The sequence below is a fragment of the Verrucosispora sp. ts21 genome (genome assembly GCF_002879555.1).
GTDB lineage: Bacteria > Actinomycetota > Actinomycetes > Mycobacteriales > Micromonosporaceae > Micromonospora > Micromonospora gifhornensis.
Genome location: NZ_PNOZ01000025.1, coordinates 14,733 through 39,818, shown reverse-complemented (window position 1 = coordinate 39,818; position 25,086 = coordinate 14,733). Strand labels below are relative to the sequence as shown.

Annotated in this window: 23 protein-coding genes; 17 read left to right on the top strand and 6 right to left on the bottom strand. The window is 72.2% G+C overall.

The features are described from left to right. The first annotated feature begins 11 nt into the window (after positions 1-11). The 7 genes from C1A38_RS13380 (at position 12) to C1A38_RS13350 (ending at position 6,380) form a co-directional block, all read left to right on the top strand. Positions 12-1,409 carry an efflux RND transporter periplasmic adaptor subunit gene (locus tag C1A38_RS13380; RefSeq protein WP_102658153.1) on the top strand — a complete coding sequence of 466 codons (1,398 nt, stop codon included), beginning with the start codon at positions 12-14 and terminating at the stop codon, positions 1,407-1,409. After that, entirely contained in the window at positions 1,406-2,245 is an 840-nt protein-coding gene (locus tag C1A38_RS13375; RefSeq protein ID WP_102658152.1) for an ABC transporter ATP-binding protein, read from the top strand. The genes C1A38_RS13380 and C1A38_RS13375 overlap by 4 nt, the downstream gene beginning before the upstream one ends. Continuing rightward, positions 2,242-3,426 (top strand): ABC transporter permease, encoded by a 1,185-nt coding sequence (locus tag C1A38_RS13370; RefSeq protein WP_013736083.1) that lies wholly within the window; start codon positions 2,242-2,244, stop codon positions 3,424-3,426. The genes C1A38_RS13375 and C1A38_RS13370 overlap by 4 nt, the downstream gene beginning before the upstream one ends. A gap of 228 nt (positions 3,427-3,654) precedes the next feature. Continuing rightward, the gene (locus tag C1A38_RS13365; RefSeq protein WP_013736082.1) at positions 3,655-3,864 is read left to right on the top strand and encodes a helix-turn-helix domain-containing protein; all 210 of its coding nucleotides are present in this window, start codon (positions 3,655-3,657) and stop codon (positions 3,862-3,864) included. Positions 3,865-4,086: 222 nt separating this feature from the next. Further along, positions 4,087-4,188: a 30S ribosomal protein bS22 gene (locus C1A38_RS13360; RefSeq protein ID WP_007465623.1), complete on the top strand. Its 102-nt coding sequence runs from the start codon at positions 4,087-4,089 to the stop codon at positions 4,186-4,188. A gap of 117 nt (positions 4,189-4,305) precedes the next feature. Beyond that, the gene (locus C1A38_RS13355) at positions 4,306-5,379 is read left to right on the top strand and encodes an NAD-dependent epimerase/dehydratase family protein (RefSeq protein WP_102658151.1); all 1,074 of its coding nucleotides are present in this window, start codon (positions 4,306-4,308) and stop codon (positions 5,377-5,379) included. Then, on the top strand, positions 5,376-6,380 hold the full coding sequence (locus C1A38_RS13350; RefSeq protein WP_233196801.1) for a lysophospholipid acyltransferase family protein: 1,005 nt from the start codon (positions 5,376-5,378) through the stop codon (positions 6,378-6,380). The genes C1A38_RS13355 and C1A38_RS13350 overlap by 4 nt, the downstream gene beginning before the upstream one ends. A gap of 35 nt (positions 6,381-6,415) precedes the next feature. Here the strand turns inward: C1A38_RS13350 and C1A38_RS13345 are convergent, their stop codons facing one another. From C1A38_RS13345 to C1A38_RS31155, 4 genes are all read right to left on the bottom strand, one after another. Beyond that, entirely contained in the window at positions 6,416-7,315 is a 900-nt protein-coding gene (locus C1A38_RS13345; protein ID WP_102658150.1) for an HAD family hydrolase, read from the bottom strand. A 97-nt stretch (positions 7,316-7,412) separates the two neighbouring features. Further along, the gene (locus C1A38_RS13340) at positions 7,413-8,264 is read right to left on the bottom strand and encodes a DUF5667 domain-containing protein (RefSeq protein WP_102658149.1); all 852 of its coding nucleotides are present in this window, start codon (positions 8,262-8,264) and stop codon (positions 7,413-7,415) included. Between the two features lie 268 nt (positions 8,265-8,532). Next, complete coding sequence (locus C1A38_RS13335; RefSeq protein WP_102658148.1) at positions 8,533-9,480, bottom strand: ECF subfamily RNA polymerase sigma factor, BldN family; 948 nt, start codon at positions 9,478-9,480, stop codon at positions 8,533-8,535. Continuing rightward, entirely contained in the window at positions 9,477-9,623 is a 147-nt protein-coding gene (locus tag C1A38_RS31155; RefSeq protein ID WP_158244895.1) for a hypothetical protein, read from the bottom strand. The genes C1A38_RS13335 and C1A38_RS31155 overlap by 4 nt, the downstream gene beginning before the upstream one ends. A gap of 429 nt (positions 9,624-10,052) precedes the next feature. Between C1A38_RS31155 and C1A38_RS13330 the strand changes: the two genes are divergently transcribed. From C1A38_RS13330 to hemB, 8 genes are all read left to right on the top strand, one after another. Next, positions 10,053-11,711, top strand: coding sequence for an AMP-binding protein (locus C1A38_RS13330; RefSeq protein ID WP_199180195.1), 1,659 nt, complete (start codon positions 10,053-10,055; stop codon positions 11,709-11,711). Continuing rightward, positions 11,704-11,955: a glutaredoxin family protein gene (locus C1A38_RS13325; RefSeq protein ID WP_102658147.1), complete on the top strand. Its 252-nt coding sequence runs from the start codon at positions 11,704-11,706 to the stop codon at positions 11,953-11,955. Before C1A38_RS13330 ends, C1A38_RS13325 begins: the two co-directional genes overlap by 8 nt. A gap of 51 nt (positions 11,956-12,006) precedes the next feature. After that, the gene (locus C1A38_RS13320; RefSeq protein ID WP_102658146.1) at positions 12,007-12,669 is read left to right on the top strand and encodes an HAD family hydrolase; all 663 of its coding nucleotides are present in this window, start codon (positions 12,007-12,009) and stop codon (positions 12,667-12,669) included. Positions 12,670-12,997: 328 nt separating this feature from the next. Then, positions 12,998-13,768: a redox-sensing transcriptional repressor Rex gene (locus tag C1A38_RS13315; protein WP_013736074.1), complete on the top strand. Its 771-nt coding sequence runs from the start codon at positions 12,998-13,000 to the stop codon at positions 13,766-13,768. Beyond that, positions 13,765-15,093 carry a glutamyl-tRNA reductase gene (locus C1A38_RS13310; protein ID WP_102658145.1) on the top strand — a complete coding sequence of 443 codons (1,329 nt, stop codon included), beginning with the start codon at positions 13,765-13,767 and terminating at the stop codon, positions 15,091-15,093. The genes C1A38_RS13315 and C1A38_RS13310 overlap by 4 nt, the downstream gene beginning before the upstream one ends. After that, positions 15,090-16,100, top strand: a complete 1,011-nt coding sequence (hemC, locus tag C1A38_RS13305; RefSeq protein ID WP_102658144.1) for a hydroxymethylbilane synthase — start codon at positions 15,090-15,092, stop codon at positions 16,098-16,100. The genes C1A38_RS13310 and hemC overlap by 4 nt, the downstream gene beginning before the upstream one ends. Next, entirely contained in the window at positions 16,097-17,677 is a 1,581-nt protein-coding gene (locus tag C1A38_RS13300) for a bifunctional uroporphyrinogen-III C-methyltransferase/uroporphyrinogen-III synthase (protein ID WP_102658143.1), read from the top strand. The genes hemC and C1A38_RS13300 overlap by 4 nt, the downstream gene beginning before the upstream one ends. A gap of 18 nt (positions 17,678-17,695) precedes the next feature. After that, positions 17,696-18,679, top strand: a complete 984-nt coding sequence (gene hemB / locus C1A38_RS13295; protein ID WP_102658142.1) for a porphobilinogen synthase — start codon at positions 17,696-17,698, stop codon at positions 18,677-18,679. 575 nt (positions 18,680-19,254) lie between these two features. On the opposite strand, the gene C1A38_RS13285 is transcribed toward hemB, so the two are convergent. Further along, positions 19,255-20,271: a GNAT family N-acetyltransferase gene (locus C1A38_RS13285; protein WP_102658141.1), complete on the bottom strand. Its 1,017-nt coding sequence runs from the start codon at positions 20,269-20,271 to the stop codon at positions 19,255-19,257. A gap of 72 nt (positions 20,272-20,343) precedes the next feature. Further along, on the bottom strand, positions 20,344-21,783 hold the full coding sequence (locus C1A38_RS13280) for a lytic murein transglycosylase (protein WP_102658140.1): 1,440 nt from the start codon (positions 21,781-21,783) through the stop codon (positions 20,344-20,346). Positions 21,784-21,839: 56 nt separating this feature from the next. Between C1A38_RS13280 and C1A38_RS13275 the strand changes: the two genes are divergently transcribed. Together C1A38_RS13275 and C1A38_RS13270 are read left to right on the top strand one after the other, a co-directional pair. Then, positions 21,840-22,058, top strand: coding sequence for an FmdB family zinc ribbon protein (locus C1A38_RS13275; RefSeq protein ID WP_013736067.1), 219 nt, complete (start codon positions 21,840-21,842; stop codon positions 22,056-22,058). Positions 22,059-22,232: 174 nt separating this feature from the next. After that, positions 22,233-25,040, top strand: a complete 2,808-nt coding sequence (locus tag C1A38_RS13270; protein ID WP_102658192.1) for an ATP-binding protein — start codon at positions 22,233-22,235, stop codon at positions 25,038-25,040. The last annotated feature ends 46 nt before the right edge of the window (positions 25,041-25,086 follow it).

The following is a 25,086-nucleotide window of genomic DNA, read 5'->3' as shown; positions in this document are numbered from 1 at the left end:
AGCCTCGTAGCATGTGTCGGGTGCGCCGCCCCGACCCGCCGCGGCTGCCCTCAGCCACGCGGCCCCGCCTGTTCACCGCCCTGCTCGCCGTCGCCGTCCTGACTCTCACGAGCGCCGCCTCCTGCGGCAGTGACGAGCCGCCGATCGCGCTGGCCTCGGCCGTGCTGGCACCGGTGACGGAGGAGATCGACGCCCCGGCCACGGTCGTCGCCCGGGCAGCGGCCACGCTCACCGCCCCTGCCGACGGGACGCTGCGCAGCCTCCGCGTCGAGCCGGGGCAGCAGGTCAAGCGTGGCCAGGTGCTTGCCGTGGTCGATTCGCCGTCGGCGCGGGAGCGGCTGCGGCAGGCCCGCGCGGCGCTCGACGCCGCCAAGCGGGCGGGCGGTGGTGGCGGTGGCAACCTCACCGGTTCGCTGCGGGGCACCGACCGGGCCGCCGCGCAGGCGCACGCCGCCGCGCGCGCCGCCGCCGGGAAGATCAGCGATCCGAAGCTGCGCAAGGCACTGCTCGCCCAGGTCGAGTCCGCGCAGCGGCAGTACGACGCCGCCGCGCGCGCCGCCGACCGCGCGGTACGCGAGGTGCAGAGCGGCGTACGCAGCCTGAACTCCGCCGTCGGCGCGTTGGCCACCGCCCAACGCCTCCAGGCACAGCAGGCGCACGACCTGGCAAAGGCGACGGTCGACGCGCTGACCCTGCGGGCACCGATCGCCGGTGTCGTGCAGCCGGGCGGCGTCAGCAGCGGTGCCGGCTCGACGGGTGCGCTGGCCGGGCTGCTCGACGCCGCCGGTGGTGGCCTGCCGCCCGGGATCGACCCGGGCGCGCTCGGCGCCCCGGCAGCCGGCCCGCCCGCCGGGGTGGACACGGCGGTCCCGGTGGGTGGCCGGGTCACCGCCGGCACCCCCGTGCTGACCGTGGTCGACACCCGTGAGCTGGGCCTGCTGGCCGAGGTGGACGAGACCGACGTGCTGCTGGTCCAGGTCGGACTCACGGGCACTGTCGAGTTGGACGCGGTCACCGGCGCGAGCTACCCGGCGACGGTCCGCTCGATCGACGTGCTGCCCAGCACCTCGGCCCGAGGCGGCGTCAGCTACCGGGTCCGGCTCTCGCTCGGCGCAGGCCGGTACGGCGAGGCGGAACCGGCACCGGCGCCGCGACCCGGCATGAACGCGGTGCTGCGGCTGCGGGTCCGCGAGGCGAGCGACGCGGTGACCGTACCCGCCTCCGCGATCTTCTCCGCCGACGGACGGGACACCGTCTGGGTGGTACGCGACGGTCGGGTGGGGCGAGCCTCGGTCACCGTCGGCGTGCAGGGCCAGGATCTGGTGCAGATCGTCGACGGGGTGCAGCCCGGTGACCGGGTGGTGGTACGCGGCACCGACCAGGTGCGCGACGGCCAGGAGGTCGGGTGAGCCCCGCCATCGAGGCGGTCGACGTGTCGCGGACGTACCAACTCGACGGGGTCTCCGTACCGGCGCTGCGGGGTGTGTCGTTGACCGTCGCGGCCGGTGACTACGTGGCCCTGATCGGGCCGTCCGGCTCCGGCAAGTCCACCCTCATGCACCTGCTCGGCGGTCTCGACCGGCCGACCGGCGGCCGGTTGGTGATCGGTGGCCGGGAGGTGGGCGCGCTCTCCGCGCCCGAGCTGGCCCGACTGCGCAACGAGACAATCGGCTTCGTCTTCCAGGCGTTCCACCTGCTGCCGCGGACCACGGCGGTGGACAACGTGGCGCTGCCGCTGGTGTACCGGGGCGTGGGCGCCCGCCAGCGGCGGGAACGAGCCGCCGCGATGCTCGGCCGGGTCGGCCTGGGGCACCGCCTGGACCACCGGCCCAACCAGCTCTCCGGCGGCGAGCAGCAGCGGGTGGCGATCGCCCGCGCCCTGGTCACCGACCCGACCGTGCTGCTCGCCGACGAGCCGACCGGCAACCTGGACAGCACCACCGGCGCGGCCGTGCTGGAACTGCTGGAACGGCTCAACGCCGAGTCGGGGGTGGCGCTGGTGATGGTCACCCACGACGCTGAGGTGGCTGCCCGGGCCCGCCGCCGGATCACCATGCGCGACGGCGTCGTCGTCGCGGACACCGCCCAGGACCCGCTCACCGGCAGCGCCGGCTCCGACGAACCCGGCATGGGTGGACTCGGCACGGCCCGTGCGGGCGGACTCGGCACGGCCGGTGCGAGTGGGCCTGGCGTGGCCGGTGCGAGTGGGCCTGGCGTGGCCGGCGCGGGTGGGGTCGGGTCGTGAGGCTGGCCGAGGCGTGGCGGGTGGCGGCGGACGCGCTGCGCGCCAACCGGATGCGCAGCCTGCTGACCATGCTCGGGGTGATCATCGGGGTCGCCTCCGTGGTGCTGCTGGTGGCGATCGGCACTGGCACCAAACAGACGGTCGAGCAGCAGGTCGAAGGGCTGGGCTCGAACCTGTTGCTGGTCGTGCCGGGCCGGCTGGACGTGGGCTCGGCCCCGGCGGTCTCCCCGCTGACTCTGCAGGACGTGGACGCCGTCGGCCGGGTGGTCGGTGATCCCGCCCGGGTCGCCGTGACGGTCGCCTCGGGTGCGACGGTCCGGGCCGGCAACCGTCAGGACTTCACCACGGTGCAGGGGGTGCTGGAGACCACCCCGACGGTCTTCGCCCGCGACCTGGGCCGGGGCCGTTACCTGACCCGCTCCGACGTGGACACCGGCCGCCGGGTCGCCGTGCTGGGCGACTCGGTCGCCCGGGTCCTGTTCCCCGACCGGGAGGCCGTCGGTCAGCAGGTGAACGTCGCCGGGGTGCGGTTCCGGGTGATCGGTGTGTTCACCCCGCTCGGGCAGAGCCTCGGCGTCGACCGGGACGACGAGGTGCACATCCCGGTGACCGCGGCGCAGCGGCTGTACGGCACCCAGCGGGTGGACGCGATCGCGGTCCGGGCACCGGATCGGGACCGGATCGACGAACTCGGCCAGCGGATCGTCACCGAGTTGAACGGTCGCCACCCGGGCACCGAGTTCAGCGCCGTCACCCAGGAGCAGATCCTCGGCGTACTGGGCGACATCCTCGGCATCCTGACCGGGGTCCTGGCCGCCATCGCCGGCATCTCGCTGCTGGTCGGCGGGGTGGGCGTCTCCAACATCATGCTCGTCTCGGTGCGCGAACGGACCAGGGAGATCGGGCTGCGCAAGGCGGTCGGGGCCCGCCCCCGGGACATCGGCGTGCAGTTCCTGCTGGAGGCGGTGCTGCTCACCTCGATCGGCGGGCTGACCGGGATGGCCCTCGGGGTGGGCGGCGCACTGCTGGTGGCCGCGGTGTCACCCATCCCGGCGGCGGTGACCTGGTGGTCGTTGGCGCTGGCGTTCGGCGTCTCGGCAGCGGTGGGGATCATCTTCGGGGTGGTACCCGCCCAGCGGGCCGGTCGGCTCGACCCGGTGGTCGCGTTGCGGGCCGAGTGACGTCGTCGGCACAGGTGGCCGAAGATGATCATTGCGGGCGATTCGGCTTCAGGCCACCCGACCAGGGGTTTTTCGTCGGCGACCCGGTTCCGCATCGTGATCAGTTGCAGGAAGGGATCGCGCCGGTCACAGCCGTCCCGCTACCGTACTGGTAACACGCGCGTCGCCGGCCGCGCGGGAGAACCCGTGGGGCGGCACGCGCAGGGCATGGGATGGGTCGGGTGAGCCATGGCCGGGTCACCGTCCGACGGTCGGCTGTCGGATGTCAAGTTCCTGACCGTCGCCGAGGTGGCGACCGTCATGCGGGTGTCGAAGATGACGGTTTACCGCCTCGTGCACAGTGGTGAGCTGGCCGCTGTGCGGGTCGGCAGGTCGTTCCGGGTGCCGGAGCACGCGGTGCACGAATACCTCCGTGGGGCCTTCCAGGAGACTGCCTGATCCGCGCGTCAGGCCGCCCGGACAGGCCCGCCTGACGGGCATCGACCGGGGGCGCGTTGGCCCGGTTGACGCGGTCCCGCTACGCTGGAGCGTGATCGTGACCGCTGGTGCGCCCTGCCGCCCACCCCGCCGGTCCGGTCCGTTGTCCGTAAGCGGTCGCCGACGTCACCGGTTCGTGGCGTCTTGCCGGTCGCGCCGCATGTTGCATCGAAAGGCTTTCGTATGGGCTCGGTGGTCAAGAAGCGCCGCAAGCGCATGGCTAAGAAGAAGCACCGCAAGCTGCTGCGCAAGACCCGCGTCCAGCGTCGCCGTCTCGGCAAGTGATTGATGCCGGGCGCTGACCCGGCATTCGTCGCTTGCCAACTGTCGACCCTCGGAGGCTCAGGTGATCAGGCCGTGGCTGTCCCGGCTCGGTCCCGACCGCCGGGGTGGGTGCGAGACATGACCCCCGGTGACTCGTCGAGTCACCCGGGGGTTGTCGTCGTCACCGGGGTCAGCCGATACCTCGGTGCCCACGTTGCCGCCCGGTTGGTCACCGATCCCCGCATCGAGCGGGTCATCGGCATCGACCTGCGCGAGCCGAGCCCGGAGGTCGCCGGCCTGCTGGACCAGGTCGAACGCATCCGTGTCGACGCCGGCTCGGTCGGCGGGCTGCTCGCCGACCTCGACGTCGACACGGTGGTGCACCTGGCCCTGGCCAGCGCCCCGGATCAGCAGCAGGGTGGCCGGGCGGCGATGAAGGAACAGAACGTCATCGGCACCATGCAGATGCTCGCCGCCTGCCAGCGGGCACCTCGGCTGCGCAAGCTCGTGGTCCGGTCCTCGACCGCGGCGTACGGGGCCTCGTTCCGGGATCCGGCCGTCTTCACCGAGGAGACCGAGCCGCGTGAGGTGCCGCGCGGCGGCTTCGGGCGGGACATTCTCGACATCGAGGGGTACGTCCGGGGCTTCCGACGGCGGCGACCCGACGTCACGGCGACGGTGCTGCGGTTCGCCCCGTTCATCGGGTCGACGGCCGACACCACGCTGACCCGCTACTTCTCGCTGCCGGTGGTGCCGACCATCCTCGGCCGCGACGCCCGGTTGCAGTTCCTGCACTTCGACGACGCGCTGGAGGTCGTACACCGCTCGGTCACCGAGGACCATCCGGGGACGTACAACGTCGCCGGGCCCGGGGTGCTGGCGCTGTCGCAGGCCATCCGTCGGGCCGGCCGGCTGGCAGTGCCGATGCTGGAGCCGGGGCTGTCGGGTGCCGCGGCGCTCGCCCGGACGATGGGACTCGGTCGCTACGGCCTCGACCAGGTCGACCTGCTCGTGCACGGCCGGGTGGTGGACACCACCCGCCTGGAGCGCGAGTTCGGCTTCACGCCCCGATCCACAGCCGCCGCCTTCGACGACTTCATCCGCGCCCACCACGGCCGGTCCGTGGTGACGCGCGAGCAACTGGCCGCCGCCGAGCAGCTCGTGCTCGACCAGATCCGCCGGGTGCGGGCGGCTGTGCGGGAGCAGGCGTGAACGAGCCGGAGATGCGACGTGACGAGACGCGCCCCGACAACGGGCAGGTGGCGCGACAGCAGCCCGACCCGGCTCGGCACAACGGGCGGCGACCCACGGCAGCGGACCGGCCCGTTCTGCCCGCCGAGCCGCATCCGCCGGCAGTGCCGGACCGGCCCGGCGACGTCTGGGATCAGCGGATCGCCGGTGGGTTGGCGTTTCTTCGCCGCAGGCTTGCCGGCGACTACGAGGTGGACGAGTTCGGCTTCGACCCGGAGCTGACCGAGGCGGTGTTCCATCCGCTGCTGCGCCGGCTCTACCGGGACTGGTTCCGTACCGAGGTGACCGGGCTGGAGAACGTGCCCACCGACGGTGCGGGACTGGTGGTCGGCAACCACTCCGGCACCGTGGCCCTGGACGCACTGATCCTCTCCACCGCCCTGCACCACGAACACCCCGCTCGGCGGTACCTGCGGCTGCTCGGTGCCGACCTCGTCTTCCGGATGCCGGTGGTCTCCGAGATCGCCCGCAAGACCGGCGGCACCATGGCCTGCAACCCGGACGCCGAGCGGCTGTTGCGCGGCGGCGAACTGGTGGGTGTCTTCCCGGAAGGCTTCAAGGGCATCGGCAAGCTGTACGCGGAGCGTTACAAGCTGCAACGCTTCGGGCGCGGTGGCTTCGTCTCGGCGGCGCTGCGCACCGGCACCCCGATCATCCCGGTCGCCATCGTCGGTGGCGAGGAGATCTATCCGATGCTCGCCGACATCAAGCCGCTCGCCCGGCTGCTCAAGCTGCCCTACTTCCCGGTGACGCCGACCTTCCCCTGGCTCGGGCCGCTGGGCATGGTGCCGCTGCCGAGCAAGTGGCTGATCGAGTTCTGCCCGCCGATCCCGACGGCACACCTGGTCGACTCCGCGGACGACCCGCTTGTCGTGTTCAACCTCGCCGACCAGGTCCGCGAAACCATCCAGCAGACGCTGCACGAACTTCTCGAACGGCGTCCGGACCCGTTCGGTCCCTAGCCACCGGCCCGGCTCACCGGAGCGCCGACACCGCCTCAGCGGGTGGCGCGCCGTTCTGCGGCGGCCCGGTTGTCGCGGCGGCGACGCTGCAACGCCATGCCGGCGGTGACCGCCCCCGCCACCAGCCCGGCAGCGGCCGTGGACGGTACGGCGATCTTGACGGCGCGACGGCCGGTACGGAAGTCGCGTACCTCCCAGCCGTGCTGGCGTGCCTGACGCAGCAGGGCGGCATCCGGATTCACCGCCACCGCCCGGCCCACTGCCGACAGCATCGGCAGGTCGTTCGCGGAGTCGCTGTAGGCGCTGCACCGACCCAGGTCCAACCCCTCCACCGCGGCGAGCGAGGTGATCGCCTCGGCCTTGGCCGGCCCGTGCATGAGGTCACCGACCAACCGACCGGTGTACGCCCCGTCGACGACCTCGGCGACGGTGCCGATCGCACCGGTCAGCTTCAGTCGAGCGGCGATCACCCGGCCGATCTCCACCGGGGCGGCGCTGACCAGCCAGACCCGTTCACCGGCGTCGAGGTGGCCCTGCGCCAGCCGTCTCGTTCCCGCCCAGATCCGCGGTGCCATCAACTCGTCGAAGATCTCCTCCGCGAGGATTTCGATGTCGTCGACGCGCCAGCCCTCGATGAAGGCGAGGGCGGCCTCCTTGGCCTGCGACATGTCCCCGGTGTGCTCGCGGGCGAGCAGCCGGTAGCGCAGCTGTTGCCAGGCGAACCGGGCCAGGTCGGTGGTGGTGAAGTAGTTGCGTGCGGCGAGGCCGCGAGCGAACCAGTAGATGGAGGCGCCCTGCATCATCGTGTTGTCCACGTCGAAGAAGGCGGCGGCCCGGGGATCCGGGGCGACCGGGGGAGCGGGCTCGGTCTGGGACCAACCTGCGGTGTGCCCGTGCACGTCGGTACTGACGGTCACCTTCCGGCTGCGCGCCACCGACGCTCCCCCTCACATTGCCCGCATTTCTGCTGCCCTCCGCGAGGGTAACCGCCGCCCGGCCCGCGAACCGGGCCGGTGGTCTGGTTACGCACCGTCAGGTGCAGGTACCCGGCAGGGGGCCGAGGCTGTCGCTGGCGGAGCCGACCGGCTCGCCGCAGGCGATCGTGGTCCGCAGGGCGTCGGCCCGTTCGGTCACCGATGCCAGCAGCTTCAGCGATTGGGCGGTCCGCTCCCGGTCGGTGCGCGAGCCGCTGTCGCGCAGCGCGTCGAGAGCCCGGCGCTGCGGGACGAGGAAGGCGTCGACCGCGTCGAGCGCCGTCGGGTCGGAACGCTGCACCGCCGCTGCGGTCAGCAGGCGTACGCCCTGACGGGTGTCGGCGTCCATGTCGTCGAGCACCGCGCCGTAGCCGGAGCGGCTGCCGTGCAGCGCGGACGCTTCGGCCAGTCGGGTACGCGCGAAGTCGAGGAAGAGCTGCCCGCGGCTGATCTCGGAGCTGGCGAGCGCGAGCTGGGCCCGTTCGGTACCGCGCTTCATCCCGTACAGCGCGTCACCGGGAACCGCGTTCTCGCTGGCGGCCGAGATGCCGGAGACGGCGATGGCACCCGCGGCGATGCCGACCAGGATGGCGCCCCGAGCACGGGCCCGGCGCGCGGTGACGGCCGGTAGCAGGGCGCCTCGGCTGGTGCCGACCTTCTCGGTCGAGGCGGGGGCTGCGATGCCCTCGCGCTCGGCGGTGGCCAGCAACATGGCCCGCAGGCCGGTCCGGAACTCCGCATCCACCTCCGGCGCGGGCGCGTTGGCAGTCAACTGCCGGCTGAGCCCGACCAGCGGCGTGAGCTGGTCGTCGACTCGGGAGCGGACGTGATGGCGTCGGCCACCGTTCGCTTCGTCCAGAAGCTGCGCGAAGCGCTCGGCGCGCCGACGGGAGAAGAGGGCGTTGTCCACCGCGGCACCTCCTCTCGCTGGGCGCGGCCGGTCGGCCGCGATCACCGCCAGCGACCGATGACCGCAGAACGCGAGGCGGACGCCGTTGGCGTCGTTGCCCGTCGTCCGTAGCCCGGGGCCGGGCTGTCGCCGGTCGCACCCGGAGAAACGCGCCGTGCCGGGATCGGGTTACGGGCCTGCCGGAGTCGGAAATCACGCAAAGTGATCGCTGTGACTACCCGGCCAGGGCGCGCAGTTGCCGGCGCGACCGTACGGACGGCGTCGAGAACTACGCCTGGAAACCGTCGGGCAGCAGCCGGGCCAGGGCGCGGACCGCCCGGTACTGGAGGGCCTTGATCGCGCCTTCGTTCTTGCCCATCGCCCGCGCGGTCTCGGCCACCGAGAAGCCTTGGAGAAAGCGGAGCACGATGCACTCCTGCTGCTCGGGGTTGAGGCGTTTGACGGCGGTCAGCAGTGCGACGTTCGTGATGTGTTCCACCACGGCCGCCTCCGGGCTGCCCTCCGGGCCGCGATCCTCGCGATCGGCGTCGAGCACGTCACCGGTGGTCACCTCCAGCCGGTAGCGACCCGACTTGAAATGGTCCGCGACCAGGTTGCGGGCGATGGTGACCAGCCAGGCGCCGAGGTCACGCCCCTGCCAGGTGAAGCTGCCGATGCGCTTGAGCGCCCGCAGGAACGTGTCGGAGGTGAGGTCCTCGGCGAGTTGCCGGTTGCCGACCCGGAAGTAGACGAAGCGGAACACGGTGTCGACGTAGCGGTCGTAGATCAGCCCGAACGCCTCGGCTTCGCCGGCCTGGGCGCGCTCGACCAGGGCCCAGACCTCGGTGGCCGGATCGGACGGATCCGGGCGGCTCGGGTAGCCGGTGGAGGTGTTGACCGGGGCGGTGACCGCGGGGATCACCGCCGTCTCGGCCGCCGGCACGTCGGTGACCGGCGTGTCGCCGCCGCTGCGTCGGGCCTGGGCCGGCATCGTCGGCCGGCTCGGCGTGGCGACCCCGCCGCCGGCCGGCATCGCGTTCGCGCCCGGCACCGTTGGTCGGTGTGGTGGCTCGTTCGGATGTGGTCGGTTACCGGCCCGCGTGCTGCTCTCACCTCGGTTGACCAGGTTGCCCGCCGCGTTCTGCTGGGCATGGGCGCCGCCGCGTTCGTTGACCGGGGTACGCGCCGCCGGACCGGTCAGGCCCGTCGGTCGGTGCGTGAAACCGAAGGTGGTCATCGGGACACCTCCGATTCGTCACTGGCGCATGCGCCGGCGGTGGCCGGGTGACCGGCCAGATCACCGCCGGGCAGGGCGGCTCCGGGGTGTGCCGGCGGGCGGCAGTTCCCCTTGAGGTGCTGGTCCAATGCGCTGACGGGCACGGGGGCCTCCTCGGGCTGAGGGGTGTCGACTCACGGCAAATGGGGTGAGCCGACCCGAGTGATGATAGGGCCAACGTCACCCGCGCGTGGCAAGTCCGTTACACAGGGCCGAAGTATTTCCCGACGCGTCGCACCGGTGCCGGACCGGTTGTCCGTCGAGTGTGGTTGACAATCGCCTGCACACCTGATCTGAGACAGATGGGCAGGTCAGATCGATGATGGTGATCGCTGCGAACATACCTCGCGAGTCCGGTCGCGGTCGACGGGCGTTCCCGCCCGGACAGTGTGGACCGGCGGCGATCCGTACCCACCGTGACGCTGCGTGGTCCTGTTGACGGGACTGGGCGCTGCGCGGGCGCCGGGTCGTCGGCACCGGACCGGACCGCGAGGCATGGTCGGACGGGTCGGGCTGTGCCAGACTCAGCGTCCGTGCAGGACGTAGCCGATGGCACCGGGTCGACCCTCGCGGACCGTCTTCGTCGCGCGGCGGCGGTCCATCCGGGCAAGCCGGCGCTGTACTGGCAGGACCGGGCGATCACCTGGTCCGAACTGGACCACCGGGTCAGTGGATGCGCCCGGGGACTGATCGAAGCGGTCCCGGCCGGCGACGACCAGGGACGGCCGGCCCGGGTCGCGGTGGCGCTGCCCAACTCTGTGGACTTCGTGGTCGGCCTGCTCGGTACGCTGCGGGCCGGCCTGACGGCGGTACCGGTAAACCCCGGTCTGACCGGCCGGGAGTTACGACATGTCCTGGCCGACTCGGGCGCCTCGGTGCTGATCGGCACCGAACGGGTCCGGGAACTGCTGACCGGAGCGGACCTGCCGGCCCTCGACGCGGTGTACGCCGAGCCGCCGACCGCCGAAGGCCCGGACACCTTCCCGACTTGCCGCGCCGCCGACCTGGCGATGCTGCTCTACACCTCGGGCACCGAGGGATGGCCGAAGGGAGCGATGCTCTCGCACGGCGCGCTGGCGGCCAACCACGAACAGATCGGCCGGATCGAGCCGGCGGTGCTCGGCCCGGACGACACCGTACTGCTGGCGTTGCCGCTGTTCCACGCCTACGGGTTGAACACCGGGCTCGGCGCGGTGCTGCACCATGGCGCGACAGGGGTGCTCGTCGAGGATCCGGCCACCGACGCGGCCCTCGCCGAGATCGCCCGGCACCGGGTGACCGTGCTGGTCGGCGTACCGTCGATGGTGCAGGCATGGTCCCGCGCGGACGCCGAGGCCCGGACGGCCGCGATGGCCGACGTGCGGGTGGTGGTCTGCGGCGCCGCGCCGCTGGAACCGGTGGACGCTGCCCGCTTCGCAGCCGCCACCGGGAAACCGGTGCACATCGGGTACGGCCTGACCGAGACCGCGCCGGTGCTCACCTCGACGCTTGTCGGCGGCACGCCGAAGGCCGGTTCGATCGGGCGGCCGCTGCCGGGAGTCGAGCTGCGGTTGGTCGGCGCGGACGGCGACGAACTGTGGCGCGACGGGGTGGCCACGCCCGAGGACGACCCGGACGAGCTGGACCTCTCCGATCCCGCCGGCGGCACCGACCCCGGCCAGATCGTGGTACGCGGCCCGAACCTCTTCTCCGGATACTGGCCGGACGGTACGGGTGGGCCGGACGCGGCCGGCTGGTGGGCCACCGGCGACATCGCGTACGCCGACGCCGACGGTGATCTCTTCCTGGTGGACCGGCTCGGCGAGCTGATCCTGGTCAACGGGTTCAACGTGTACCCGCACGAGGTCGAGATGGTCCTCTCCGCCCATCCGGCGGTGGCGGAGTCGGCGGTAGTGGGAGTGCCGCACCCGCGTACCGGGGAGACTGTCCGGGCGTACGTGGTGCCGGCGCCGGGCAGCCAGGTGGCTGGCGTCGAACTGATCGCCCACTGCGCGCGTAACCTGGCGAGGTTCAAGTGCCCGACCGACGTCGAGCTTGTCGATGTGCTGCCGCGCTCGACGATCGGGAAGGTACGCAAGACGTTGCTCCGGCCCCGGCCGGAGGCACCGGAGCGGGCGCGGTCCGAGCCGCCACCCGAGTCCGGGACCGACCAGCCGGCACCATCCGGCACGACGAAGGAGACCGATGCGTGAGCCCCGCCTGATCCTGATCACCCGCCCCGGCTGTCACCTGTGCGAGGACGCCAAGGCGGCGCTCGACCGGGTGGTCGCGGTCACCGGCGACCGGTGGACCGAGCGGGACGTCAGCGGTGACATCGAGCTGGAGCGCGAGTACGGCGACCGGCTGCCGGTGGTGCTGCTCGACGGCAAGGAGCACGGCTACTGGCGGGTCGAGGAGGACCGGCTGCTGCGTGACCTGACCACGCCGCAGCTCTAGGGCGCTCCGCCGCGCGCCACCGGTGTCCGGCGTCGCCGATAGAGTGCGCCGATGACCCCTTCGAAACCCCATCTGGTCTGGGACTGGAACGGGACGCTGCTCGACGATCTGAGCCTGGTGGTGGCCTGCACGAACGCCGTGTTCACCCGCGAGGGCGGGCCGACGGTGACCGCGGAGGAGCACCGGGTCCGGTTCCGCCGGCCGATCGCCGACTATTACGCGGAAGTGCTCGGCCGGGCGGTGGACGACGAGGCGTTCGGCCGGCTCGACCGGATCTTCCATGACGCGTACCGGCTGGGTCTGACCAGTTGTGAGCTCGCCCACGACGCGGTGGACGCGATGGCGGCCTGGCCGGGCAGCCAGTCGTTGTTGTCCATGTGGTTCCACGACGAGTTGGTGCCGGCGATCCAGACGTACGGCCTGACCGGCCGATTCGCCCGGGTCGACGGGCTGCGGGCCTCGGTCGGCGGCGACCGCAAGGCCGAGTCGCTGGTCCGGCATCTGGCCGAGTTGGGCGTCGACGGCCGCTCGGTGGTGCTGATCGGCGATTCGTTGGACGACGCCGACGCGGCCCGCGCCGTCGGCGGTCGCGCCGTGCTCTATGCCGGCGGCTTCACCGACCGCGCCCGCCTGATCGCCTCCGGCCATCCGGTCGCCGAGACCCTCACCGAAGCGGTGACCCTCGCCACCACCCTCACCCAGCCGCAGCGGTGATCACGAAATCGTCGTATCGAGCATTAACGTCATGATCAACAAATTGGGATGGACCGATGGCGCGCGTGTGATTGGTCAGAGAAGTCGGAATTGAGCAATAATCGCGCGGGCGGTCCCAGGAAGTGGGCGCGCGTCGATCTTGTCGGACGGAGGGGCTGGTGGGGGCAGGGGGCGGTACCGCAAGATCGCGATTTGTGCACGTCTTCACAAGCGCCTACTCTGTAATTCCGACGCGCCCTGCTAGCACAGCCGGCAATTTCGGTCGCCAGCGGGAGTCCCGAACGGCCGGCCGGTGGAGTTGGTCAAGGATCGCACCGCACGGAGTCTCATGAGTCAGCACCGTCACCCTGGCACGCCCGGTCGCGCCGGTGGCGTCCCGGCGCTCCCGGACCTACCCGAGGCGACGGTGGCGCGGCTCCCCGAATACCTCCGTGCCCTGCACAACCTTGCCGAAACCGGTAACGAGACGGTGTCCAGTGAAGGGCTCGCCAACGCCGCCGGGGTCAACTCCGCCAAGCTCCGCAAGGACCTGTCCCACCTCGGCTCGTACGGCACCCGGGGCGTCGGCTACGACGTGGCGCTGTTGATAGAGCAGATCGAGTACGTGCTCGGGCTCACCCAACGTCGGGCGGTCGCCCTGGTCGGCGTGGGTAATCTCGGTCACGCCCTGGCCGGCTACGACGGCTTCGCCAGCCGTGGCTTCCGGATCGCCGCCCTGCTCGACGCCGACCCGGCCCGGGTCGGTGAGGAGATCCACGGGATGGTCGTGCGGCACGTCGACGAACTGCCCCAGGTGGCGGCCGAGGAGTCGATCGCGATCGGCGTCATCGCTACCCCCGCGTCGGCCGCCCAACGGGTCGCCGACCAACTCGTCGCCGTCGGCGTGACGAGCATCCTGAACTTCGCGCCCTGCGTACTCTCGGTTCCGGACGGAGTCGACGTACGCAAGGTCGACCTCGCCATCGAGCTGCAGATTCTGTCGTTCCACGAGCACCGTAAGGCATCCCTGACCGGGCTGCCCCGCACCGGCGGATCCGCCCTGACCGCCCTGCCCGGCGGTCTCGCGGTCACTGAGGGTCAGGAGGCGATCGGAACGTGAAACTCCTCGTCGTGGGTGCCTCCTACCGCACCGCGCCGGTCGCCACCCTGGAGCGGCTCGCGGTCGCCCCGGAGAGCCTCACCCGCATCCTGAACCGCCTGGTCGCGCAGCCGTACGTCAGCGAGGCCGCGCTGGTTTCCACCTGCAACCGGGTGGAGGTCTACGCGGCAGTCTCCGGTTTCCACGGCGGCCTCGGCGACATCTGCGCCGTCCTCGCCGAGCAGGCCGACTGCCAGCCGTCCGCGCTGGCCAACAACCTCTACGTGCATTTCGACTCCGCCGCGGTCGACCACGTCTTCCGGGTCGCCGCCGGTCTGGACTCGATGGTGATCGGCGAGGCGCAGATCCTCGGTCAGCTCCGGGACGCCTACCACGGGGCCACCGGCGCGGACACCACCGGCCGGCTGCTGCACGAGCTGATGCAGCAGGCGCTGCGGGTCGGCAAGCGGGCCCACTCCGAGACCGGCATCGACCGGGCCGGCCAGAGCGTGGTCACCGCGGCGCTGGGGCTGGCCGCGCGTCATCTCGGCGACGAACTCGCCGGTCGGCCCGCGCTCGTCGTGGGCGCCGGCGCGATGGGCTCGCTGGGCGTGGCGACGCTGTCCCGGCTCGGTGCCGGCCCGTTGACCGTGACGAACCGCAGCGCCGCGCGGGCGGTACGGCTGGCCGAGTCGTACGGCGCCGCCGCGCGACCGATGGCCGAGCTGGCCGACACGCTCTCCACAGTGGACATCGTAGTGGCCGCCACCGCGGCCAGTGAGCCGGTCCTCACCCGCGACGTCGTCGCCGGTGCGCTGGCCGGCCGGGACCCGGAGCGCGGACCGCTGGTCCTGCTCGACCTGGCCGTACCCCGCGACGTCGGGCCCGGCGTGGCCGAGCTGCCCGGCGTCGAGGTGATCGACATCGACCGGATGGCCGAGCTGCTCGCCGACGGCCCGGCCGCCGCCGACGCCGCCGCCGTCGAACGGATCGTGGCCGGCGAGGTGGAGTCCTTCCTCACCTGGCTGCGCGGCGCGGACGTGGCACCGACCGTGGCCGCCCTGCGGGGCCGGGCCGAGGACGTGGTCAGCGCCGAACTGCGCCGCCTCGCCCAGCGCCGTCCCGACCTCAGCGACGACCAGCGTGCCGAGGTGGCCCGCACCGTGCACCGGGTGGTCCAGCGGTTGCTGCACCAGCCGACCGTACGGGTCCGCCAACTCGCCGCCGAGCCCGGCGGCGACCAGTACGCCGCGCTGCTGCGCGAACTGTTCGACCTGGAGGTCCCGCAGACCTCCCAGGTGGACACGGTCCCCGACATCACCCCGACCATTGGAGGTGAACGATGAGCCAGCGGCAACCGAATGGCCCGCTGCGTCTCGGCACCCGGGGCAGCAAGCTGGCGATGGCCCAGTCCGGGCACGTCGCCGAGGCACTCACCGCCCGCACCGGACGCCCCGTCGAACTGGTCGAGGTGATCACCGCAGGCGACCGCTCCAACGCGCCGGTGCACCGACTCGGCGTGGGGGTGTTCGTCTCCGCGCTGCGTGACGCGCTTGTCGCCAGGGAGATCGACTTCGCGGTCCACTCGTACAAGGACCTGCCGACCGCGATGCCGGCCGGGCTGCACATCGCCGCGGTGCCCCCGCGCGAGGACCCGCGTGACGCGCTCGTCGCCCGCGACGACAGGACCCTGGCCGAACTCGCCCCCGGCGCGTCGGTCGGCACCGGCGCGCTGCGTCGGATCGCCCAACTGCACGCCCTGGGCATGCAACTGTCGGTCAGCCCCATCCGCGGCAACATCGACACCCGGCTGGCCCGGGTGCTCGGCCCGGACGCCGACCTGGACGCGATCGTCCTCGCCCGGGCCGGGCTGGCCAGAATCGGCCGGCTCGACGTCGTCACCGAGACGCTCGATCCGATGTTGATGCTGCCGGCACCCGCACAGGGCGCGCTGGCGGTGGAGTGCCGGGTCGACGACCCGGAGATGGTCGAACTGCTAGGTACGCTTGACCACGCAGCGTCACGCGCCACGGTCACCGCGGAGCGGGCGATGCTCGCCACCCTGGAGGCCGGATGCTCCGCTCCGGTCGCCGCCTATGCCGTCGTCGCCGAAGGCGAGCCAACCGGCTCCGGTGTCGAAGGTGATGTTGTCCAGGAGATCTACCTGCGCGGGGCGGTGATCAGTCCGGACGGCAGTCGCGACATCCGGCTGTCCCGCACCGGAACGCTCGCCGATGCGGCGGAGATCGGTAAGGCGCTCGCCACCGAACTCCTCGACCTCGGCGCCGACTCGATCCTCGGCCCGCAAGGACACAACGGCCCGGGGACCCAGCAATTTGGGAGCACAGAATGACCCGCACCCGTAAGCCCGTAGGCCGCATCGCGTTCGTCGGGGCTGGACCCGGCGACCCGGGCCTGCTGACCCGCCGGGCGCACGACGCCCTGGTCGACGCCGATCAGGTGGTGTACGACCGGGGAGTCCCCGAGTCGTTGCTCGACGTCGTCCGGGCCGAGGCCAAGGCCGAGACCGAGTTCACCCCGGCCGAAGGCGTGCCGGGCGATGTGGCGAAGGTGCTCATCTCGGCGGCCCGCGCCGGGCAGAACGCGGTGCACCTGGTGGCGGGCGACCCGTTCGGCCACGACTCGGTGGTCAAGGAGGTGCAGGCGGTGGCGCGTACCGCCGCGCACTTCGAGGTGGTGCCGGGCGTCAGCCAGGCCGAGGGTGTGGCCACCTACGCCGGTGTGCCACTGCCCGGCGTACGCACCACTGCCGACGTCGAGGACGTCAGCACCCTGGACTTCGACGCGCTGGCCGCGGCGGTGCAGCGCGGCTCGCTGGCGCTCGCTGTGGACGCCGGTGACCTGGCCGCGATCCGTGACGGGCTGCTCGCCGCCGGGGTGGACGGCGGGACCGCCGTCGGAGTCACCGGTGACGGCACGGGCGAGACGCAGTACACCACCACGTCGAGCGTGGACTCGTTCGTCGCGGCGGCACTCGGCTTCACCGGCCGGGTGGTGCTGACCGTCGGTGAGGGCGTGAGCCACCGGGACAAGCTCAGCTGGTGGGAGAACCGCCCGCTGTACGGCTGGAAGGTGCTGGTCCCCCGGACCAAGGAGCAGGCCGGGGTGATGAGTGCCCGGCTGCGCGCGTACGGTGCGATCCCGTGCGAGGTGCCGACCATCGCGGTCGAGCCGCCGCGCACCCCCGCTCAGATGGAGCGGGCGGTCAAGGGCCTGGTCGACGGCCGGTACGCCTGGGTGATCTTCACCTCCGTCAACGCGGTCCGCGCGGTCTGGGAGAAGTTCGCCGAGCACGGCCTCGACGCCCGGCACTTCGGCGGCGTGAAGATCGCCTGTATCGGTGACGCCACCGCCGAGGCGGTCCGCGACTTCGGCATCCAGCCGGAACTGATCCCCTCCGGGGAGCAGTCCTCCGAGGGGCTGCTGGCCGAGTTCTCCCCGCACGACGAGGTGCTCGACCCGGTCGGCCGGGTGCTGCTGCCGCGCGCCGACATCGCCACCGAGACCCTCGCCGCCGGGCTGACCGAGCGCGGCTGGGAGGTCGACGACGTGACCGCCTACCGTACGGTCCGGGCCGCGCCGCCGCCCGCCGAGATCCGGGACGCGATCAAGTCCGGTGGGTTCGACGCTGTGCTCTTCACGTCAAGCTCCACGGTGCGCAATCTCGTCGGTATCGCCGGCAAGCCGCACGCGCGTACCGTTGTCGCCGTGATCGGGCCCAAGACCGCGGAGACCGCGACGGAGTTCGGCCTGCGGGTCGACGTCCAGCCGCCGCACGCCTCGGTGCCCGACCTGGTGGAGGCGCTCGCCGGCTACGCCGTCGAGCTGCGGGAGAAGCTCGCCGCGATGCCGGCGAAGCAGCGCCGTGGCTCGAAGGTGCAGGGGCCGACCGCGCTGAGGTTCCGGTAACCGCTAGGGAGACTCACCATGTCGTACCCCGAGCACCGGCCCCGCCGGCTGCGTCGCAACGCAGCCGTGCGGCGGCTGGTCGCCGAGACCCGCCCCGCCCCGGCCGAACTGGTCGTACCGATGTTCGTCAAGGAAGGGCTGACCGAGCCACGCCCGATCGGTTCGCTGCCGGGCGTGCTCCAGCACACCCGGGACTCACTGCGCAAGGCCGCGGTGGAGGCGGTACAGGCCGGCGTCGGCGGGATCATGCTCTTCGGGGTGCCGGCGGAGCGTGACGAGCGCGGGGCCGGCGGCATCGACCCGAACGGCATCCTCAACGTGGCGATCCGGGACGTGGTCTCCGAGGTCGGCGACGCGACGGTGGTGATGAGCGACCTCTGCCTGGACGAGTTCACCTCGCACGGGCACTGTGGGCTGCTCACCCCCGACGGCTCGGTGGACAACGACACCACCCTCGCCGCGTACGCCGAGATGGCGGTGGCCCAGGCCGCCGCCGGGGTGTCGGTGGTCGGGCCGTCCGGGATGATGGACGGCCAGGTCGGCGTGGTACGCCGGGCGCTGGACGCGGCCGGTTACACCGACGTCGCGGTCCTCGCCTACGCGGCCAAGTACGCCTCGGCGTTCTACGGCCCGTTCCGCGAGGCGGTCGAGTCGGCGCTGGAGGGGGACCGGCGCACCTACCAGCAGGACCCGGCGAACCTGCGCGAGTCGCTGCGTGAGGTCGAGCTGGACGTGGCCGAGGGCGCCGACATGGTGATGGTCAAGCCGGCCCTGCCCTACCTCGACGTGATCTCGGCGGTCCGCGCCACGGTGCAGGTGCCGGTCGCCGCCTACCAGGTCTCCGGTGAGTACGCGATGGTCGAGGCGGCCGCCGCGAACGGCTGGATCGACCGCGAGCAGGTGATGTTGGAAACCCTCACCTCGATCCGGCGCGCGGGCGCGCAGATCATCCTCACCTACTGGGCCGTCGAAGCCGCCGAACTCCTCCGCCAGCGCTACTGACCCACACCGCGAGCCCAGCCGGGCAAGCATCCGTTCGGCCGGTCTGTGGCTGTCGCCGCTACCTCCTGCGGGCCCCTTTGCTCTGCTTCACTCCACGCACCGGTTTCGGCACCAGACCTGTGCGTGGGTTGAAGCAGAGCAAAGGGCCCTCGGCACAGATGGTCGGGTGGAGGATCGGGCTGGACAGGCGAGCCATGGCCACGGCGCACGCGCACGCCGGTGAGCGGCCAACCCAGATGGTCGACCGAGTTATCCACAGGCTTGTCCACAGGGGTCGCTCTGGTGGGGACGGGGTGGGCAGGGTGGGGCATGGCTTCCGTCTTCGAACCTATCCGGCGCACCTGAACACCATTCTCGATCCTGAGCCGGGCGAGTGGTGGGCGGACATCTACGGGCTTGCTCGCCCGCCGGAGACGTTCCATCGCTGCCCCGCCGATTGGGAGGCCCGGCGGCGGCGCAGCCAGTGGGAGGTGCGGGTGGCGAAGTACCGCAACGTGCCCCCGCCACCGGACCCTGGAAGCGGGCGCTACTGACCCCCGCTCAGCGGGACTGGAAGCGGAGGCTTCTGAGCCCGCTCAGCGGGAGTTGTCCAGGCGGTGCACCAGGTCGGCCACGTCCACGCTGTATTCACACCACTCGCGGTCGGGTCGGTATCCCAGCTCGGCGTTGACCTTGAGCATCGTCTCGTTGGCCTGGGCGTTCCAGGTCTGCACCTCGGTCAGCTGCGGCTCGGTCGAGCGCAACTCCAACAGCATCCGGGCCTTGATCGCCCGGTCGATGCCGTAGCCGCGGTGGTCCTGCACCACGATCGTGTCGTACTGGTCGGCACGGGTGGGGTGCTGCACCGGCACCACCACCTCGGTCAGCCCGGCCACCTCGCCGGTCTGCTCGTGCAGGGCGAGCACGATGTAGGGCTTCATGCCGCGCCGGTGCAGGCAGTCCAGGCTGTCACGGAGCCGCTGCGGGTCGTACGAACTCGGCCGCAGCTCGCCGTCCTCGACGTCCCGGATCTCGGCCTTGGCCCGCGCGTACGCCTCGATCAGCTCGTCCGGTGGCCCACCCGGGTGGAACTGGACGTGGTAGCCCGCCCCGACCCCGGTGGACATCTCGGCCAACTCGGCCCAGTCGACGGCGGACAGGTCGAGCACGCTGCGGGTCTCGACGTACTCCCGGGCGAAGCCCAGCGACTCGTAGAAGGCGACGGCGGGAGTGCCGCCGACCACCTCCACCCCGATCGACTCGAAGCCCTCCTGGTAGACCCGACGGGCGGCGCGCAGGACGAGGTCCCGGCCGAGCCCGCCGCGCCGGACGGAGGGGTGCACCAGCACTTCCAGCACACCGATGCTGCCGAGCAGCAGCACGTGCACATGCCCCAGGATCGGCCCAGGGCTGCCGTCGGCGGCCGGCTCGGCCTGGGCCACCCAGGAAATCCGCCGCTCGCCCGGCATCACCTCGGCGAGATACTCCCGCAGACAGGTCTCGCGCCATGGCGGATCCTGCGGGAGATCGGTCGCCAGGACCGCGTTCAACGTGTCAAGCAGCGACGCGATCTCGGCGGACGACGCGTTCCTGGGGTCCCACTCGCGCACCATCACCCGTCTAGCTTGCCGTTAAGAGCAGCCTGGGGGAAGTGTCCAGTTCTCCAATGTATGGGGACGATCACTTCACGTACGACTGGCCTGTCCGTACCTGTTGGCAGTGTTGAAGACGTCCTGGGCGTACGGCCGGACGTTGTTGTACGACAGGATGGCGTTCCACCAGTCGCCCGGGATCGTCAGGTTGCGGTTGCCTTTGCACAGGTAGAGCCCGGCGGCCAGGGCCGCGTCGTGGATGTTGTGCGGGTCCTTGCGGCCGTCGTTGTCCGCGTCCGCGCCGATCTCCTGCCAGGTGGTCGGGATGAACTGCATCGGCCCGATCGCCCGGTCGTAGGTGGTGTCCCGGTCGAGTTCACCCCGGTCGGTGTCGGCGATCCGCATCCGACCGCCCTGGCCGTCCAACGGCAGGCCGATGATCTCCGGTACGGCCCGACCGTCCGGGCCGAGAGTCGCGTTGTTGGCCTGCCCGTGGCGTGATTCGACGAAGCCGATCGCGGCCAGGGTCGTCCAGCTCAGACCGCAGCTGCGGTTGGTCTCGGCGAGGACCAGCTCGGCATAGCCGTACGCCTGCATGGCGATCGGGTCGATGCCGGCCTTGGCGCCGACCTCCCGGGCCCAACCGGCGAGTGCGTCGGAGGGTCGTCCCCCCACCAGCACGCCACCGGGTGACGCGGTGGCGCCCGGTGCGTTCGGCGGCACCACACCCGGCGGTAGCGTCGCGTCGAAGGGCGGGAGGGCGCCGGGCGGCGGGGCCGCGTTCGTCGGTGACAGGTCGCCGTCGGTCCCGCCGGCGGTGGCGTCGGCGGCGACCGGCCGCTGCGCGCCGATGGTCGCCGGCACCAGCATCGCGCCGACCATGGCGGTGGCCGCCACCAGCGCGAGGAGGAACACCCCGGGCAGGGTCAGTCGGCCACTCGGCCGCTGTGACCACTCCCGGGTCGCCCGAACCGCGACGCGCGGACCCGGCAGGCGTACGGCGTGTGCGAACCGCGTCCGCCGACGCCGAGCAACCGACGCCCCGCCCTCCGCTGTGGACGCGGCCGCACTCTCGCCAGCCGGCTTGCGTTCGGCCTTGTCGGCCGACTCGTCTCCGGCTTTGCTCGCTGGCTCGCTTGGGGCCTTGTCGGCCGACTCGTCGACGGCCTTGCCGGCGGACTCGCCTTCGGCCTTGTCGGCTTTGTCGGCGGGCTGGTCGGCTGCCTTGGTGTCCGGGGCGGCCTCGGCGGCCGTGCTCTGTGGAGTGTCGCTGTCGGACTTGTCGGGCGCGGCCGATTGCGGGCCCGTGGGCGGCGGGACGACAGCTTCGGCACCGGCGTCGGCGCTGGGCGTCGCGGGCGCCTCGCTCGCCGGCTCGCTGGTCGACTCGCTGGTCGGCTCGGTGGCGCGTAGCCAGGGTCGGCGAGGTCGCGGCAGCCTGCGGGTCGGCCGGTCCGCTGCGACGTCGGATCCGGCGCGCGGCGTGGCCGGCCGGAGGGGGCGTAGGGGGGTGCTCTCGTCGCCGTCTGCCACCCGTCGAGTATCACCCATGTTCCGGTGGACGTCAGGTCCGGTCGTACCCTGATGTCATGCCCCGGTACGAGTTCCGTTGCCGCGCCTGCGGCGACACCTTCGAGGTCAACCGCCCGATGGCCCAGGCCGGTGAGCCGGCGTCCTGCCCTGCGGGGCACACCGACACGGTCAAGCTGCTCTCCACGATCGCCGTCACCGGCCGTGGTGCGGGTGCTGCCGGTGCCGCGCCGGCGCCCTCCGGTGGTGGCTGCTGCGGTGGCAGCTGCGGCTGTTAACCCGCTTCCGTACGGCTTTTTGCAGCGTCAGTTGCTGAAAAGGATGATGACTGTCTTGCCCGGACGCCCGGTCTGATGGCACCTTGGGGCGGAGCCTCGGCCGACCGTTCTCGCGATGCGTGACGATTCGGCTTCGTGAAGTATGAGGTCGAGGCCAGGGGGGAGGTGCCACGGGTGTCGTCACGGATCCACCTCCCGAGCGGCTGGGTGACGTTCGTCTTCACCGACATCGAGGGCTCCACTCGACTGGCACAGCTGCTCGGCCCCGGATACCGGCCGGTGCTGGCGGAACATCGCCGGCTGCTGCGCCGCACCATCGCCGCCACCGAGGGGGCGGAACTGCTGACCGAGGGCGACTCGTTCTTCCTGGCCTTCGGTGACGCCGGTGCCGCCCTGACCGCGTGCCTGACCGCCCAACGTGCGCTGCGCGAACACGAGTGGCCCACTCCGGAGGCCGCGCCCCGGGTACGGATGGGCCTGCACACCGGTTGGGCCGAGCCCCGCGACGGCGAGTACGCCAGCCCCGAGGTGCATCGGGCCGCCCGGGTGGCTGCCGCCGCCCATGGTGGTCAGGTGCTCTGCTCGGCGGCGACCGCGCAGCACGCCGATCCGTTGCCGGCCGGTGCTTCCCTGCTCGACCTCGGGCTGCACCGGTTGCGCGGGTTCGACGACCGGGAACGCCTCTTCCAACTCGTCGCCGCCGGATTGGAGCTGCAGTTCCCGCGGCCGCGTACCGTCGACGTGGAGGCGCACAACCTGCCCGTCCAGGTCACCTCGTTCATCGGCCGGCAGGCCGAGCGAGCCGAACTCCGACAGCTTGTCGCCCGGCACCGCCTGGTCACCGTGCTCGGCGCCGGTGGCGGTGGCAAGACCCGGCTGGCCGTGGAACTCGCCACCGACCTGGTCGAGGAATACCCGGACGGTGTCTGGTTCGTCGACATCGCCTCGGTCACCGACCCGGGGCTGGTGGCCTTCGCGATCGCCGCCGTGCTCGGGCTGCGTCCGGAGCCGGGCCGCCCCATGGTCGACACGCTTGTGGAGTACGCGGCCAACCGCCGGATGCTCATCGTGCTGGACACCTGCGACGCCCAACCGGCGGCCTGCGCGGACGTGGTGACCCGGTTGCTGGCCGGCGGGGGTGGGGTCCGCGTGCTGGCGACGACCCGGGAACCGCTGGCGCTGCCCGGTGAGGTGGTGTGGCGGATCCCGCCGCTGTCGGTCGATCCGTCCCCCGACGGTACCGAGAGCGACGCGGTCGCGTTGCTGCTGGACCGTACGGCGGCGGCCCGGGGCGGCCGACAGCCGGATCCGGCCGAGTCCGCCGACCTGCGTCGGGTGGTACGGCGGCTGGACGGTCTGCCGCTGGCCATAGAGTTGGCCGCCGCGCGGCTGCGGGTGCTCTCGGTCGGGCAGCTCGCCGAGCGGCTCGACGATGTACTCGGCACCCTCGACGCAGGTCGGGACGACCCACCGCAGTCCTCGGCGGCCGAGGTGCCGGCCGTCGGTCGGGGTGCCCGCGCCGCAACGGCCGACGACGACCAGCCGGAGCGGTCGGCTCGGACGGCGATCGAACGGCACCTGACCATGCAGGCGACCGTCACCTGGTCGTACCGGACGCTCGGCCCTCGCGCCGCGCGGCTGCTGCGCTGGCTGGCGGTCTTCGCCGGCCCGGTGGATCTCGACACGGTGGAGTGGCTGCTCGGCGACGATCCACTGGACCCGCTCTCGGTGCTGGTGGACAAGTCCCTGGTCCTGGCCGAGCCGCACGCCTCGGGCTACACCTACCGGATGCTCGACCCGATCCGGGCGTACGCGGCCCGTCGGCTGGTCGAGGCCGGCGAGGAGCAGGACGCCCGGAACCGGCACGTGGCCTGGTCCGCGCACGCCCTGGAACAGGCCCATCTCGGCGCCGACGGGCAACCGGTGACCCTGTCGCTGTACGCGCTGGATCCCCTGGCCGGTGAGCTGCGTGCCGCCCTGCGCTGGTGCGCCACCGGTGGCAGCGCCCGGATCGGGCTGCGGTTGGCCGGTGGCCTGGAGCAGTGGTGGCGTGAGCGTGGGCTGGCGCGGGAGGGGCGGCTCTGGCTGTTCCGCCTGTACAGCAGGATCGCGGAGACCGGCGAGGTGATCCCGGAGGGGGAGCTGGCGGCGGCGTACCACCTGCACTCACTGCATGCCGGCGCCGACGGCGAGTACGCCGAGGAGCTGCGGTACTCGCAGCGGGCGGAGGCGGCGGCCCGGCAGGCCGGCGACGTCGGCCTGCTGGCCCGGGTGCTCGCCGGACGGGCCGCCGCGCTCGTCGACATGGGGCAGTTCGCCGAGGCCGAGCGGATCTGCCGGGAGGTCATCGACTGGGCGCACGACCAGGGGGTGGAATCCGAGGCGCTGTTCGCCGTGTGTCGGCTCGCCGAGTTGCTGTGGCTGCGCGGCGCGTTGGACGAGGCGGCGGAGCTGCTCGGTGCGGCCCGACCGGTAGAGGCGGCCCGGCCGGTCGAGCGGGGCCGCCGGTCGGTGGACATGCTCCTCGGCATGGTCGCGTTGGCCCGGGGTGACCTGGTGGCCGCGCACGAGCACCTGCTGGCGGCGTTGCGTTCCCGGATGAACCATGGCTTCCACGGCCGCGCCTGCGACACGTTGAACGCCATCGCCGTACGGTGTGCTGTCGGGGGTGCGCCACTGACCGCGGCCCGTCTCTTCGGTGCGGCGCAGGCGACCCGGGCGAGTCTGCGCTCGACGCCGGGGATCTACGACGCCTACTGGACGCAGCAGCAGGTCGCGCTGCGACGTGTCCTGGGTGACGCCACCTTCGACGAGGCGTACGGCGAAGGTGCCGAGTTCGGCCTGGACGAGGCGGTGGCGTTGGCGCTCGGTGTCGAGCATCCGGACCTGGCCGCCGATTCCGCGCGCTTCGCGGGACGGGCCGGAGCCGGCGTGCCCCGCCAGTCGGCTGGCGCTGCCGATCGCCACAGCGAACACGCCTGAAGCGGTTCGTCGACGCGGGCCGGCTGTCACCTGCTCGCACCGGCAC